Raw genomic sequence first — 15,090 nt, 5'->3', positions numbered from 1 at the left:
CGACCCCATGAAATATCTTCTCGATCGAACTGACGAACAGATCATCGTCGAATTGAAGGCAAACGCCCGGATCTCGCATGCGGAGTTGTCGGCGAAGGTGAATCTCTCGCGTAACGCCGTGCGAGTACGGATCGAACGACTTGAGCGAGAAGGCTTCATCAAAGGATATACGATCGTTACCGGCGATGGAGGGAGTAACCAACACGTGACGACCGCGCTGATCTTCGTCTATCGGCACGATCGCATGAGGGGTGGCGACGTTATTCAGGCGTTGCGGAGAATCCCGGAAGTCGTGGCTTGCGACGTTATGACTGGTGACTTCGATCTCCTCGTCAGGGTTGAGTCTCCCGAGGCTGACCGCATCCGGCAGATTTGGCAGCTCATAGCCGAGATGCCCGGGGTACGCGATACGCTGACCGCCTTTGCGCTCTCCTCTGTGATCCGAAAATAGAGTGCCGCAAAGCAAAGGCGCATCTACGTTTTGAGCTTGCCGTGGACTCTTTTGTTAACGCCCCTCTTAAGCCGACATTCAGGCGACATGAATTGTCGCCTTCAAGTGGAATGGGGCATGCTCCTGACATTGGCGCGCCCCGGCCGCATTGCACTGTCGAAAGGTTCAAACATGATAACCGAACGAGGAAGCCAGTTCTATATTGGCGGGGAGTGGCAAGAACACGCGGACGCAACGAGTCTGCCCGTCGTTGATCCCGCCTCGGAACGGGTTATCGGGCATATTGCCGCCGGAGACGCAAACCACGTCGATCTCGCGGTTGCGGCAGCGCGCAAAGCCTTCCCCGCCTTCTCTCAATCATCTGTGCCCGAGAGGCTCGAGCTGCTCGGCAGGGTGCATGCGCTGCTGAAGGAGAGAGCGGAACTCTTCGCCGAGACCCTCGTCATGGAGATGGGTGCGGCGATCAGCTTCGCGCGAGCCTCGCAGGTTTTTTTCGCTGCCGAGCACGTTCGCGTCCAGATGCAGGTCCTTCAGCACTACCCGTTCCTGGCGATTAATGGGCGCACCGCAACGGCCAAGGAGCCGATCGGCGTTTGTGCTTTGATCACCCCGTGGAACTGGCCACTCTACCAGATCACCGCCAAGCTTGCCCCAGCGATCGCGGCGGGTTGCACCGTCGTCCTCAAACCCAGTGAGCTGTCTCCCTACAGCGCCTTGCTCTTCGCCGAACTGATGCACGACGCCGGTACTCCGCCAGGCGTGTTCAACCTGGTCAATGGCACTGGAGAAAGTGTTGGTGCAGCTCTCTCCAGCCATCCAGATGTCGATATGATCTCGATCACCGGCTCAACACGTGCGGGGGTACTCGTCGCCCAGGCGGCGGCCCCGACGGTCAAGCGGGTGGTCCAGGAACTTGGCGGCAAGTCACCGAACATCCTGCTGGACGACGCTGATTTCGCCGAGGCGGTACCGAAAGGCGTCCTTGCCGGCATGCGCAATGTCGGCCAGTCATGCAGCGCCCCGACACGCATGCTCGTACCCGCCCATCGGCTCGCCGAGGTCGAGAATCTGGCTAGCAAAACCGCGCGAGTCATCCGCGTCGGCGACCCGCGCAATTCCGAGACCGCCATGGGGCCGATCGCCAATCGCGCCCAGTATGAGCGGGTGCAGGCGATGATCCGAACGGGTATCGACGACGGCGCGAAGCTCCTGTGCGGCGGACTGGGACGTCCAGCAGGTCTCGATCGAGGCTTCTTCACGCAACCGACGATCTTTTCCGAGGTACGGCCGGACATGCGCATTGCTCGCGAGGAGATCTTCGGGCCGGTGCTGGCGATCATGCCCTACGGGGACGAAGAAGAGGCAATCGCGATCGCAAACGACACCGATTATGGACTGGGAGCCCATGTCCAGTCCTCGGATCCGGATCGGGCACGGAGGGTTGCCTCCCGGATCCGCGCCGGGCAGGTTCATATCAACTATCCGGCGTGGGACGGGGCGGCCGCATTCGGTGGCTACAAGCGCTCGGGCAATGGCCGCGAATATGGCGTGCACGGGCTCGAAGAGTATCTCGAGACGAAGGCTATCCTGGGCTATTGACGAGACCCGGTTCCGGGCGCCCGGGTTGCCAGGGCGGCGGCTTCAGCGCCTGTCGAAGCATCGTCAGGAAGGCGGCAGTCCGGGCGCTTCGCCCGTGCCGCGAGCCGAGCATCGCGACAATGTCGGCCGGTGGGAGTTTCCAGTTGGGCAGCACCTGCCGCAGCCGTCCTTCAGCGAGATCTTCTGCCACGTTCCACTCGGAACGGATCATGATGCCCTGACCGGCAAGCGCCCACTCCCGGATGACGGCACCATCATTGCTCGACATGACTGGATTGACGCGCACCGTGGCAATCTCCTGCCGCGGTCCCTTGAACCGCCACAGCGTCACGTCCTCGTCGTTCTCGCGAACGGCGAGACAGCGATGTTGAGCAAGATCGGCAGGCGCTGAAACGGGCGGTGCCGAGTCGAGGTACCTCGGACTTGCGCAGAGTATTCGAGGGTTGGGCGCCAATGTCGTGACGACCTGGTCCAGATGACCTGGCGCCCCAATGTGAACAACGACATCATAGCTTTCGACGAGCAGAGCCGCCGGATGGTCGGACAGCTGCAGGGTAGCGGTCGCGCCGCCGTGCTCTCGTGCGAACGCTTCCACGACCGGGGCCACATAGAGCCGTCCAAACCCGTGTGGTGCGGCGACCCTGAGGTGTCCGCGAACCGCACCCTTGCGATCAGCTAGGGCTTCGGCAAGCGAATCGATGGCCTCGCTGACGATAACGCTGTGAGAAGCGACCAACGAGCCCTCTTCCGTAAGCCGCAGCCGCCGTCCGGATCGGTCGATCAGCCGCACCCCGACTTTCTCCTCCAGCGCACGCAGGCGCTGTGTCACGGCCGGAGGCGTCACGTTCAGCTTTCTCGCGCTTTCCGCGAGAGATTTCGAGCCTGTCAGCACTGAAAAGAAGGCAAGATCGTCGGACGTCAACATTAATCAGAATCTGAAGCTAACATTCACTTGTCATTAATTGTCATCTTTATGATTTGACCGCAAGGTGAAATCCCGAATTGGAGATTAGATCATGGTCCTAGCGACGATCGACCCGACCACCTGGCTGGCCGCCTCGACCAGCCTTGAGGACCTGGAAACACCCTGTTTGGTCCTGGACGCCGACCGAATGGACAGGAATGTTCAGCGGCTCAGGAGCCGACTTGACGCCATGGGCGTGTCACTCCGGCCTCATTTGAAGACCGCTAAGTCGATCGAAGTGGCACGGCGGGTGATGAGCTCGCCGGAGGGGCCTGCGACCGTCTCTACCCTGAAGGAGGCTGAACAGTTCGCGGCGGCAGGCGTCCGGGACATGATCTATGCGGTAGGCATCGCCCCAGCGAAGCTCACGCGGGTCGCGGAGCTGCGGGCGAACGGCGTCGATCTCGTAGTCACTCTGGATACTGTTCAGCAGGCACAAGCGGTGGCCGCGGCGTCTCGGCGGACCGGGACGCGCATCCCGGCCATGATCGAAATCGATTGCGACGGCCACCGCTCCGGTGTGCGACCCACTGATCAGGCGCAGCTGGTGGAAATCGGCCAGGCGCTGACGGAAGGTGCCGAGCTGCGTGGCGTTCTCACCCATGCCGGCGACAGCTATAAGGGCGGAGGCGTCGAGGCGCTGCGGCTCTACGCGGAGGCGGAAAGATTGGCCGTCGTGGAGGCCGCGCGCATTCTGCGGACCGCGGGGCTACCGTGCCCGGTCGTCAGCGTCGGCTCGACACCGACGGCCCATCACGCGACGGATCTTGCGGGAGTGACGGAAGTCCGCGCGGGCGTGTTCGTCTTCTTCGACCTGGTGATGGCGGGGCTTGGTGTTTGCCAAATCGACGACATCGCGCTCAGCGTGCTCGCGACCGTCATCGGACACCAACGCGAGAAAGGCTGGATCATAACAGATGGCGGATGGATGTCGCTGTCGCGGGATCGTGGCACTGGCAAGCAGGCCGTCGACCAGGGCCATGGGCTGGTCTGTGACGTGGATGGCACGCCCTATCATGACATCATCGTTGCCGACGCGAACCAGGAACATGGAATCATAGCGGTGCGCCCCGGATCGAATGCACGACTCCCGGAACTGGCGGTCGGAGACCGGGTGCGGATCCTGCCGAATCACGCCTGTGCGACCGCTGCGCAGCATGAAACCTATCACGTGGTCCGCGACCGCTCGCACGCTGTCGAGGCCCGTTGGACCCGCTTTGGAGGCTGGTGATGCCCAAATCCATGACAGTGAATACCGATCGAGCACCAAGCCCGGCGGGCCACTACTCACAAGCGGAGCTCGTCGGTCAGCACCTCTACATTTCGGGCCAGCTACCGATGCGACCGGGTGGAGAGGCCCTGACGGACGACAGCTTCGAGACACAGGCGGCGCAGGCCCTCGACAACCTGCTGGCGATCCTGGAAGCCGCCGGCGGAACCCCGGCGGATCTCGTCAGGGTGACCGCCTATATCGTCGGCGCGGCCAATTGGCCCCGCTTCAACGAGGTTTATGCGGCGCGTCTAGGGGATTCCCGCCCGGCTCGCACCGTCGTCCCAGTGCCGGAACTTCACTATGGCTATCTCGTCGAAGTCGATGCCATCGCCGTCATTGCCTCAGATGCTCCTGTCGGAGAGGCAGGAAACAGTGCCGTATAGATCGGCCGTCAAAATCAGTTCAGGTCAGCCCCATGTCTCCAATTGTCAAGCGCATACAGAACGATCAAGAGCTTCCCGGCAAGGCGGATGTCGTCGTCATCGGCGGCGGCATTGTTGGTGCAACGGCGGCGTTCTTTCTCGCGGAACGGGGACTGTCCGTCGCTCTGGTCGAAAAGGGCCGTGTCGGAGGCGAGCAGTCGAGCCGCAACTGGGGTTGGTGCCGGCGGCAAAATCGGGATGCCCGCGAGTTGCCGCTCTCGGGCATCGCTTTGCAAGCTTGGGATGAATTTGCGGCGGAGATCGGTGAGGACGTCGGCTTCCGCCGCTGCGGTTTGCTCTACGCCACGGACAATCCCCAGCAGCTGGCAGAATGGGAAGCATGGCGTGAGTCGGCCCGCCCGTTCAACGTCAATACGAAGATGCTGAGTGCCAAGGAAGCGGCTGCCGCGGTTCCGGCGAAAGGCCGCCAATGGCTTGGCGGGGTCCATTCGATCGATGACGGCAAGGGCGAACCCGCCATCGCCGCGCCGACGATCGCGAACGGCGCTCGCAAATTTGGGGCGACGATCCACCAGGAATGCGCGGCGCGAGGCCTCGATCTGGTCAATGGAGCGGTGGCTGGGGTGATCACCGAAAAGGGGCTCATCCGGACGCAAGCCGTTCTTTGCGCCGGCGGTGCCTGGACGTCGATGTTCTGTCGCCAGTACGGAGTTCTGTTTCCGCAGGCGAGCGTGCGCCAGACAGCGCTTCGTACGCGACCCACAACGGATCTGGGTGAGGCGATCTATACGCCGGAGTGCGCGTTGACCCGCCGGTTGGATGGCAGCTACACGCTTGCGATCAGCGGCAGGGCTACACTGGATATCACCCCACAAGGCCTTCGCTACGCCCGATGGTTCATGCCGATGTTCCTGATGCGACTGAAAGCGGTGCAAATAGGCATCGGCGGGTCCTTCTTTCGTGGTCCGGAGGCATTCGCCAACTGGAATAGCGACACGACGTCGCCGTTCGAGCGGATGCGCGTTCTTGACCCGGCGCCGAGCCGCCGTGCGATAGCGGCTATTCTGAAAGGTGTCACAAAGCAGTTCCCTGCACTGACGGGCATCGAAGTCGCCGACAGTTGGGGAGCCTATGTGGATTGCACGCCGGACGCGGTACCGGTCATCTCGCCGGCCGATGGTGTGAAAGGCCTTTACCTGGCCGCGGGCGGTTCCGGCCACGGCTTCGGGCTCGGGCCGGGCATCGGCCGCCTGGCAGCCGACCTGGTTGCCAATGATACACCCTGTGTCGACCCCACGCCCTTCCGGCTGTCGCGCTTCTTTGACGGCTCCAGAATCAAGGTGGGCGGAATTTGATGGTGTAGATGAAGCGCGTGTGAGGTCGGCGCAACAGATTTCGCCTAGGCGAGGAGGCCCGATGCGTCACCTGTTCCCCCGCGACGCGGGCCAATTCGAATATTGCCAGCGGGGGAGCATGCAGACCGGAATGGGCGGTTGGGACCGACGGAAAGACTGCCAAGGCAAGAGTAGACGTTCGGGCGGATCATGGTGGAGATGCCGTAGGTGGCAGAGACCTTCACCACCGCTATTGGCTGCTAAACGACGCTGGTTACGCGTCGAACAAACAGGGAAGCAAGGCATGCATCTGTTCGCAAGCAAGGACCTCGAAGAAGCCGCCGCACTCGTCTATCGGTATATGTCACCCACTCCGCAATATGCATGGCCGCAGATTTCGGAAAAGGCAGGGGCCGCGGTCTGGATCAAGCACGAGAACCATACGCCGGCCGGCGCTTTCAAGGTCCGCGGCGGAATCACCTTCATGGAGTGGCTCCGCCGCAGCGGGCGTTCGACCAGAGGGATCGTCACGGCGACGCGCGGCAATCATGGCCAGAGCCAGGCCCGTGCTGCGCGGGCAGCCGGTCTTGCCGCCAAAATCGTGGTCCCGCACGGCAATTCAGTCGAGAAGAACGCAGCCATGCGGGGCTTTGGCGGCGAGGTCATCGAGTACGGCCGCGACTTCGACGAGGCCCGTGCCGAAGCCCGGCGCCTTGCCGCCGAAACCGGTCTCTTCCTGGTACCGCCCTTTCATGAGGAGATCGTCCGGGGTGTCGCGACCTACGGGTTGGAACTCTTTACCGCGGTGCCCGATCTCGATGTCGTCTATGTGCCCATCGGCTGCGGTTCGGGGATTTGCGGCGTCATCGCCGCGCGCGAGGCCCTGGGTCTGAAGACGGAAGTGATCGGCGTCGTTTCGGAGCACGCGCCGGCCGCGAAGCTCTCCTTCGAGGCCGGACGGCTGATCGAAACCGAAACGGCGCTGACTTTCGCCGACGGCATGGCCGTGCGCATACCCGTCGAAGACGCTTTCGCAATCTACTCGAAGGGCGCCTCGCGGATCGTCGCCGTCAGCGACGAGGAGGTCGCCGAAGCGATGCGCCTCATCTACCGCGCCACCCACAATGTCGCCGAGGGTGCCGGCGCCGCACCACTTGCGGCTCTCCTCAAGGAAGCCTCTGCCATGCGCGGCAAAAAGGTCGGGCTAATCCTCAGCGGCGCAAATGTGGACGCCGAGATCTTCGTGAAAGTACTGGCCGGGGAGACCCCGACGGTGACGGTAAGCAAGTGACAGTCGGCGACACGAGAGCTTCCAGGCAGAGTTTTCACTATGGCTCTCGTCGAAGCCGATGCGATAGCCGTCATGCATCCGTTTCTAACAACGACGCGGATATCACTTTCACTCAGGTAAAAAACGGAGAACTAGATGTCACTACTGAAAACCATCGACCCGAATCCATCATTTGAACCGAAGCATAGGACTGCCGAGCCGGATCTCCTGATCGCCGGCAGCCCCGCTTTCAAGACCTGGTTGCAGGACACCGCCAAGGAGGGCAGAGTCAACACCGGCGTTTTCGAGGCGACGCCCGGTGAGACGCACTCCATCAAGGGCGAAACGTTTGAATTTTGCCACCTCGTCCATGGTGTGATCGAGTTGACCGAGAAGGGTAAGGAGCCGGTCATCTATCGCGCGGGCGACAGCTTCGTCATGAAGCCCGGCTATGTCGGGGTTTGGAAGACAATTGAGACGGTGCGGAAAATCTTCGTCACAGTTACCTGATCCTTTGAGCGAGGGAATGCTGGTTCGACGTGCATTGTTCCTAATTTCAGGGCAGGAACGGAGCGATCCGGCAGACACGGCCCTTCGATCGGCTCAATCCCGAAATTGGATGGGCGGTTTATCCGCCCATGCCGTCTTGCAAACCCGGCTCGCGCGCGCAGCCAAAACCCCTTCAAGGGCTCGTGCATCGCTGTCGTCGCGGGATACAGCCTGAAACTTCAATACTTCACCCGGTATCGCGACAACCGCCGCCGCTGTTCCAAGGTGAGCTTAGAGACCAACGAAATGGATCAACCCATGCAAACGGAAACGGTTACTCTCGCGCCTTTCGAGGCTCACCATCTGGATGGTGCCGTAGCGCTGTCGCGGGCAGCGGGCTGGGCGCACAGGAGGGAAGACTGGGAAATGATATGGTCGCTAAGCGAGGGGCGCGTTGCCCTCGCGAGCGATCGCGTGGTGGGCACGGCTCTCATGACTCCCTTTGGCAATACCTGCTCAGCCATCAACATGATTATTGTCGACGAAAGCCAGCGCGGCCGGGGACTTGGAAGAAAATTGACCAGCGCCGTGATCGAACTCGCCGGAGATCGGGAATGCCGCTTGACGGCAACGAAAGACGGCTTGCCTCTTTATGAAAAGCTGGGCTTCGTTGCGACTCACCAAATCGTCCGCCACCAGGGTGTTGTTGGTCAGGTCGATACACCTGAAAATGTCGGGTGGGTCAGGCCCGGCGACGCCATGCCGGCAATCAAAGCGCTCGACCGCGCGGCTTTCGGCGCCGATCGCGACGCGCTCCACGATGCCCTGGCGAAGGAGGGGCCGTTTGCCGTTGTCCGGAAGGGTGACAATATCGTCGCCTTCGCGGCCACGCGATCTTTCGGAATGGGCGAAGTCATCGGGCCAGTCGTGGCAGAAAACGCCGAGCAGGCGAGGGATCTGATTGCCTTTATCCTCTCCGGGAAGGAAGGTCGTTTCGTGCGCATAGACATCCCTGAACAGAGCCGCCTTTCGTCGCTGCTCGCACGCTGGGGGCTGCCTCACGAGGGCGGAGTCGTTGCGATGGCTCGAGGTGCAACAGGCGAGCCGAGAACGCCGGAGGTTCGAACTTTCGTCCTGGCCAGCCAGGCTCTCGGCTGACTGAAGATCTCCTGGGGTTACTGCTGGAAGCGCGAGCTGGGTTTAAAGAGACGCTTGGGCGAACAATCCGCCCAAGCATTTTGGGCATTGCCGACCCGGCAGACCTCCTCTGCCAGGTCCCCCCGGCGCCGCCTTAAAAATAGGAGGTAGGGTGCGTCGGACAGGGCTTCTTTGATGCAACGACTAAGTGACGGTGACGTAGATTTTCCGCACCGTCTCGATCGTCTTCCAGACCCCGACATAGCCGGGTTTCATCACGAAGCTGTCGCCTGCGCGATAAATGACCGGCTCCTTGCCCTTCTCTGTCAGCTCGACCACACCCTGCAGGATATGGCAGAATTCAAAGGTCTCGCCCTTGATTGAGTGCGTCTCGCCGGGAGTGGCCTCCCAGACGCCGGTGTTAACCGTGCCCTCTTTGTCGCTGTCCTGCGCCCAGGTTTTAAAGGCGGGTGAACCCGCGATAAGGCGATCCGGCGCGGGGGTCGCGTGCTTCGGTTCGAACGAAGGATTCGGGTCGATCGTTTTGAGTAGTGACATCTGGTTCTCCATTTGTGCCTGTGTGAAAGCAATATCCGACAAGGTCGTTGTGAGATGCCTCCGACCTCGTTAGGAGATTGTCATTACGGTAGCAGGACGAAGCGGTCAGAATCGCCGGGTGCCTACCAGCTTGCGGCGATGTATTTTGTTTCGAGATATTCGAGCATGCCGTGGTGGCTTCCCTCGCGGCCGAGGCCACTCTGCTTCATGCCGCCGAACGGTGCCGCAGCGTCCGAGACGACCCCCCGGTTAATTCCGACCATGCCACTTTCCAGCCGTCCGGCAACCGCCAGCGCGCGTTTGAGGTCGCTGCTGAACACATAGGACACCAGCCCGTATTCAGTGTCGTTCGCCATCTGGACAACCTCGTCCTCGTTTTCAAATGCAATGACTGGCGCAACGGGCCCGAAGATTTCTTCGCGAAGGATCTCCGCACCGGGAGAAACGTCTGCCAGTACGGTAGGCGGATAGTAGAAGCCATCGCCGTTCCACCGGCTGCCGCCGGTAACCAGTCGGGCTCCCTTGGCAACGGCGTCGTCCACCAGGCGTTCCACCTTGGCGACAGCGGCCTCGGTGATCAGTGGCCCAAGCTGCGTGTCCGCGGCCAGTCCTGGTCCGACCTTGAGTGCCGCCATCTCTTCCGCGAAGCGCCGCGTAAAGTCCGCCAGAATCCCCTTCTGCACATAGAAGCGGTTCGCGGCAGTGCAGGCCTCGCCGCCATTGCGCATCTTGGCAACCATTGCTCCGGCGACAGCCGTCTCCAGGTCGGCATCGTCGAACACAATGAAAGGCGCATTGCCGCCGAGTTCCATTGAGCAACTGACGACCTGGTCCGCAGCCTCGCGGAGCAGTGTCCGGCCGACACCTGTCGAGCCGGTAAACGATAGCTTCCGTACCCGCTTGTCATGCAGCATGGCGCTGACCACGGGGCCGGCCTTCTTCGTTGTCACGATGTTGACCACGCCGGCCGGAACGCCGGCCTGGCGCATGATTTCGCCGATCGCCAGCGCCGTAAGCGGGGTCTCCGCTGCGGGCTTCAGGATGCATGTGCAGCCCGCCGCCAGTGCGGGTGCCATCTTTCGGGTCGCCATTGCGGCCGGGAAGTTCCAGGGCGTCACCAATACGGCGATACCAATCGGCTCGTGGTTCACGATGATCTGATTGGCGCCGGAAGGTGCAGGTCCGAATTCGCCCGGTGCCCGTACAGCTTCTTCCGCATACCAGCGGAAAAATTCGGCGGCATAGGAGACCTCCGACCTGGCGTCCGCGAGTGCCTTGCCGTTTTCCACGGTGATCAGTTGCGCGAGCCATTCCGCCTGTTCGAGCACGAGGTGAAAACACTTCATCAAAACGTCCGAACGACGCCGCGGCGGGGTTGCTTTCCAAGCCTCGGACGCCTTTTCCGCTGCGTCGACCGCAGATATTCCATCGGCGATGTCGCCATCGGAGACGGTGGCGATCACATCTCCGGTCGAGGGATCGACCACTTCAAAGGTGCGGTCTTCTTTTGCAGAAACCCAATCGCCGCCAATAAACAGTTGCGTAGGAGCATCTCGAACTACGGCAGCCGAGGCGGGAGAGACAAGCGGGGTTGTTTTTTGCGCGGGAGTTGGGTTCACGTTCAGCACCTTCGCTACCAATCAGGTTTGTCACGCGATCAATATAAGATTGGTTTTGCAATTGGTGTCAATATAGATCAAATTGGTTGCGGCAATAATTTGCGACGCTCATGAACGCCCTACCCCCACGAAACACTAGGCTCGTCGACCAAAGCATGACCCGACCGGAATGTATGCGCCTCGCTATCAGTCCTCGATAATAATAAACCGTCGCGCCAACCATCAATCGAGGAAATATTGATCGCCGTATTGGTGATCCTGCATCACCATAAGCCGTCAGCAAAATTCGATAGTCCGGCCGGGTCGTTTGGCTGTATCACCAAGAAAGCCCTCATCAATGGACCTGGACTATGCAAACCCCTGTTATCCGCCTTGATTTCCGTTCCGATACGGTCACTCGTCCGACCCTTGGCATGCGTGCGGCGATGGCTGCCGCCGAGGTGGGCGACGATGTCCTTGGCGACGACCCCACGGTCAAGGCGCTCGAGGCCCGACTTGCCGCAATGCTCGGCAAGGAAGCGGGACTGTTCGTGCCAACCGGCACCATGTCCAATCTCGCTGCGATCATGAGCCATTGCCAGCGCGGCGAGGAATTTCTCTGCGCAACCGGAGCTCATACCTATCTGTGGGAAGCCGGAGGCGCTGCGGTGCTGGGCTCGGTCCAGCCGCAGCCCTTGCCGGTGCACGCCGACGGCACGATCCCCCTCGAGGACCTTCACGCTGCGGTGAAGGACGACGATCCGCATTTTGCGATCACGCGACTGGTGACCATTGAGAACACGTTCGCCGGACGCGTCCTGCCGCGCGATCATCTGGCCGAGGTTGCCGACTTTGCGCGGGAGCGGAATCTCGCCACCCATCTCGATGGTGCGCGGCTGTTCAACGCGGCCGCGGCGCTCGGCGTTGACGTCGGGTGCCTGGCCGAAGGCTACGACAGCGTGTCGCTGTGCCTGTCGAAGGGACTCGGTGCGCCGCTCGGATCGGTGCTGGTCGGGGATGCCCTCTTGATCGCGCGCGCCCGCCGGTGGCGCAAGATGCTCGGCGGAGGGATGCGGCAGGCAGGAATAATTGCGGCGGCGGGGCTGTACGCGCTCGACCATCATGTCGACCGGCTGGTCGAGGATCACGCCAATGCTCAGGTGCTCGCGCAAGCATTTGCGGGAATCGAGGGGTTGAAGGTGACCCCGCCGCAGTCCAACGTGGTCTTTGTCGAGCTCGCGCCCGATCTGGCGACCCGGCTGTCCGAGGCGCTACGTGAGCTCGGCATCGCGGCGAGTTTCTGGCCCGGCGGGCGCATGCGCTGGGTCACCCATCTCGATGTGAACCGTGCCGCTGTCGACGAGGTCATCGCGGCAGTGCGCGAGATCACTGAGGGCCGGAGGTGAGAGGCGTCATCGATCCACAATTGATCGTCGGAATAACAGTCGCCACTGTCGCACCAAACAGCCCCTACGCCGTCATGGCCCCTTGCCTGCGCCGCGTCCGAAGGGGTGATATATCGGACCGAAGGCGCAACGCAGGCCGAGGGCCGCCGCAAGCTCGCCCGCAGGATTGTCGATTCCGCCCGCTGGTGTTTTGCAGACAAACAACCGCCACAGCTATGAGGAGCTTAATCAACTTGTGGGGCTGTCGCCGACGGCCATGCAGAGGCGTGCGAAACGCCTGAGGGAGCAGGGGGTCATCGAGTGATCGCCATGCTGGTGCTTGTGTCCTTGGAGCGGGAACGCGCCGACATAGTGGACCGCTTCACGCAATCCATCCGCCATACACCGGGGGTCATGAACGGCTATTATGTGACCGGCGATTCGGACTTCGTTTGATCTCACGGCACGATGCATGGAAGACTACGAAATCTTCACGCGCAAGTTCTTCTATGAGAAACCGGATATCAGAGGATTTAAGACAATGGTGATAATGGACAGAGTGAAGATCGGCTTTGCATAGCCAATCGACCTTACCGAACTTTGAGTTCTGTTTCAATCAGCGTAGACAGCTCTGCTGGCCCGGCACTGCGGCTGTTTCGCCTTCCGAACCTGCGCCAGCTTCTGAGCTGTCTAGCCCAGCCACGGCTTACTAAAGGTCGAACAGGCTCGCGAGCGGAATGTGGTATTTCGTGATCGGCGATTTGAGCACGACGAAACTGAAGTATTTTTCGATTCCGATGTCCATTTCTACCAGCCGCTCCATCAGCGACTGGTATTCCCCTATGCTGCTCGCCACGAACTTGACGAGATAGTCGTAATCGCCCGAGACGACGTGGCATTCGATAACCTGCTCTATATTCTGGATGGCCGACATGAAGCGGGCGATGTCGGCCTGGCGATGGTTCCTCAGGGTTATCTCTGCAAAGACGGTCAGAACCTGGCCGAGCTTTCCCATGTTGATCATCGCAGAGTAGCCGCCGATATAGCCTTCCGCCTGCAGCTTCTTCACTCGAACGAGGCAAGGGGTGGCGGATAGGTTAACCAGCTCAGCGAGCTCGACATAAGTCATGCGTCCGTTCTTCTGGAGCTCGGAGAGGATCTTGATGTCAATTCTGTCCAGTTTCATGTGCGCCCACCCGATTGTTGCCACGACCTTTGCATGAGCGGTCGGAGTCTCGTCAGTGGACGAGGCTCGGTGACAATAATCCCTTGGGTTCCAAACGGCAGCCGATCTAACGGCTACATCATTTCCGGCCTTCGGATAGCCGAGCCATCGCTGAACCGGCTCAGCCTGTAAGGCGAAATGTCGGTCAGTGGCTCTTCATTCATGACGATCTCGCTCACCAGCCGGCCGGCCCCCGGTCCGATCGCGAAACCGTGTCCGCTGAAGCCCGCGGCGATAACATAGCCGGGGAGTTCCTCCACTCTGGAGATAACCGGCACTAGGTCCGGAGAGGTATCGATGAGCCCGCCCCAAGCACGCTCGACGCCGATCCCTTTCAGCGCCGGGTACTCGCTTTCAAGGTTCTTCACTGCGAGTTTGACGAGCTCGGCGTCAGGCGCCGGATCCAGAATGCGGCTCCTTTCAAAAGGCGAAATCTCGTCGTTCTCCCAGCTGCCGAAGGCATCGGGACCATTCCAGAAGCTGCTGTTGAGGCGGTATTTGAGCTTCTTGCCGATCTTGCTGCGATACATCTCATAGAATTTGAACGCATATCGCATTCCTCGCGGCGTGATGTCGAGCGTACCGTGTCCGGGTACGGCAATGGTGTACGAGCCGTCAATCCGACGCCGCAACACGAAGTTCGAAGCCGATAGGCACCCTGCTTGAACGATTTCGGGCGCCGGAGTTGTCTTGATCGCCGTCCCGGCGATGTTGGCGACCGGAAGTTCGATGCCATAGCGATGAGAAAAGCGGGAAGCCCATGCCCCGCCGGCGCAAACAACCGTGCTCGCTTTCACAATTCCCCGCTCCGTCCACACCCCCGTTACCCGGCCATTGGTAATGTCGAGGCCTCGAACGGCGCAGTTCTGATGGAGCGACACGCCCCTTTCCTTGGCAGCCTCGGCGATGGCAGGCACGGCAAGGCTCGGTTCCGCTCTCCCGTCGCTCGGAGACCAGACCCCGCCGACCCAGGACGACGTACCGCCCGAGGCCCGCTCCTTCGCCTCGGAAGCCGTGAGGATCTCGCTGTGAAATCCCTGGACGCGTGCGGCACGGCCCCACTTTTCCCAACGGGCGACATCCGCCTCGTTCTTGGAGCAGTAGAGTATCCCGCTTCGACGGAACCCGAGATCGCGGCCGATCTCGGTGCCCAACTCCTCCCAGCGCCGCAGACTGTACATCGCAAGGGCGAGCTCATGGAGGTCGCGGTTCTGCTGACGGACCCATCCCCAGTTGCGGCTTGACTGTTCGCCGCCAACGATGCCCTTTTCGAGCAGAGCAACGGAGACCCCTTGGCGGGAGAGTTCATAGGCCGTGCATGTACCGACGATCCCTGCCCCGATGACGACGACATCCACCTGGGTTGGGAAAGAGGCGCTGTCACGGACTTTCTGAACCTCGACCGGCATGATCTGAATTCCTCA

At 61.2% G+C, this 15,090-nt stretch carries 14 protein-coding genes and 1 pseudogene; 10 read left to right on the top strand and 5 right to left on the bottom strand.

Annotated features, from left to right (window positions below):
- The first annotated feature begins 7 nt into the window (after positions 1 to 7).
- Positions 8 to 451 (top strand): Lrp/AsnC family transcriptional regulator, encoded by a 444-nt coding sequence (locus AC4P1R_RS23850; RefSeq protein WP_492178066.1) that lies wholly within the window; start codon positions 8 to 10, stop codon positions 449 to 451.
- Between the two features lie 171 nt (positions 452 to 622).
- Positions 623 to 2,050: an aldehyde dehydrogenase family protein gene (locus AC4P1R_RS23845; protein ID WP_492178065.1), complete on the top strand. Its 1,428-nt coding sequence runs from the start codon at positions 623 to 625 to the stop codon at positions 2,048 to 2,050.
- Here the strand turns inward: AC4P1R_RS23845 and AC4P1R_RS23840 are convergent.
- A complete protein-coding gene (locus tag AC4P1R_RS23840; protein WP_492178064.1) occupies positions 2,034 to 2,975 on the bottom strand; it encodes a LysR family transcriptional regulator in 942 nt (313 codons plus the stop codon). The two genes, AC4P1R_RS23845 and AC4P1R_RS23840, sit on opposite strands and share 17 nt — an antisense overlap.
- 91 nt (positions 2,976 to 3,066) lie before the next feature.
- Between AC4P1R_RS23840 and AC4P1R_RS23835 the strand changes: the two genes are divergently transcribed.
- From AC4P1R_RS23835 to AC4P1R_RS23810, 6 genes are all read left to right on the top strand, one after another.
- Complete coding sequence (locus AC4P1R_RS23835; protein WP_492178063.1) at positions 3,067 to 4,245, top strand: DSD1 family PLP-dependent enzyme; 1,179 nt, start codon at positions 3,067 to 3,069, stop codon at positions 4,243 to 4,245.
- Positions 4,245 to 4,670 (top strand): RidA family protein, encoded by a 426-nt coding sequence (locus AC4P1R_RS23830; protein WP_492178062.1) that lies wholly within the window; start codon positions 4,245 to 4,247, stop codon positions 4,668 to 4,670. The genes AC4P1R_RS23835 and AC4P1R_RS23830 overlap by 1 nt, the downstream gene beginning before the upstream one ends.
- A gap of 32 nt (positions 4,671 to 4,702) precedes the next feature.
- On the top strand, positions 4,703 to 6,025 hold the full coding sequence (locus AC4P1R_RS23825; protein WP_492178061.1) for an NAD(P)/FAD-dependent oxidoreductase: 1,323 nt from the start codon (positions 4,703 to 4,705) through the stop codon (positions 6,023 to 6,025).
- 283 nt (positions 6,026 to 6,308) lie between these two features.
- Entirely contained in the window at positions 6,309 to 7,295 is a 987-nt protein-coding gene (locus tag AC4P1R_RS23820) for a threonine dehydratase (protein ID WP_492178060.1), read from the top strand.
- A gap of 135 nt (positions 7,296 to 7,430) precedes the next feature.
- Entirely contained in the window at positions 7,431 to 7,784 is a 354-nt protein-coding gene (locus AC4P1R_RS23815) for a cupin domain-containing protein (protein ID WP_492178059.1), read from the top strand.
- Between the two features lie 297 nt (positions 7,785 to 8,081).
- On the top strand, positions 8,082 to 8,921 hold the full coding sequence (locus tag AC4P1R_RS23810) for a GNAT family N-acetyltransferase (RefSeq protein WP_492178836.1): 840 nt from the start codon (positions 8,082 to 8,084) through the stop codon (positions 8,919 to 8,921).
- Between the two features lie 183 nt (positions 8,922 to 9,104).
- On the opposite strand, the gene AC4P1R_RS23805 is transcribed toward AC4P1R_RS23810, so the two are convergent.
- Both AC4P1R_RS23805 and AC4P1R_RS23800 read right to left on the bottom strand, forming a co-directional pair.
- Complete coding sequence (locus tag AC4P1R_RS23805; protein ID WP_492178058.1) at positions 9,105 to 9,458, bottom strand: cupin domain-containing protein; 354 nt, start codon at positions 9,456 to 9,458, stop codon at positions 9,105 to 9,107.
- A gap of 122 nt (positions 9,459 to 9,580) precedes the next feature.
- Entirely contained in the window at positions 9,581 to 11,077 is a 1,497-nt protein-coding gene (locus AC4P1R_RS23800) for an NAD-dependent succinate-semialdehyde dehydrogenase (RefSeq protein WP_492178057.1), read from the bottom strand.
- Between the two features lie 350 nt (positions 11,078 to 11,427).
- On the opposite strand from AC4P1R_RS23800, the gene ltaE reads away from it, so the two are divergent.
- Together ltaE and AC4P1R_RS23790 are read left to right on the top strand one after the other, a co-directional pair.
- On the top strand, positions 11,428 to 12,462 hold the full coding sequence (ltaE, locus tag AC4P1R_RS23795) for a low-specificity L-threonine aldolase (protein ID WP_492178056.1): 1,035 nt from the start codon (positions 11,428 to 11,430) through the stop codon (positions 12,460 to 12,462).
- Between the two features lie 166 nt (positions 12,463 to 12,628).
- Positions 12,629 to 13,021 (top strand): annotated as a pseudogene (locus AC4P1R_RS23790) (Lrp/AsnC family transcriptional regulator).
- 129 nt (positions 13,022 to 13,150) lie between these two features.
- On the opposite strand, the gene AC4P1R_RS23785 reads toward AC4P1R_RS23790, so the two are convergent.
- Both AC4P1R_RS23785 and AC4P1R_RS23780 read right to left on the bottom strand, forming a co-directional pair.
- A complete protein-coding gene (locus tag AC4P1R_RS23785) occupies positions 13,151 to 13,627 on the bottom strand; it encodes an Lrp/AsnC family transcriptional regulator (protein ID WP_492178055.1) in 477 nt (158 codons plus the stop codon).
- Between the two features lie 113 nt (positions 13,628 to 13,740).
- Positions 13,741 to 15,075 (bottom strand): NAD(P)/FAD-dependent oxidoreductase, encoded by a 1,335-nt coding sequence (locus AC4P1R_RS23780; protein ID WP_492178054.1) that lies wholly within the window; start codon positions 15,073 to 15,075, stop codon positions 13,741 to 13,743.
- Positions 15,076 to 15,090: the final 15 nt, after the last annotated feature.

This window comes from Sinorhizobium sp. Y406 (assembly GCF_058732025.1).
The sequence above is the reverse complement of the archived record's forward strand: the minus strand, read 5'-3'. Positions and strand labels throughout refer to the sequence as shown.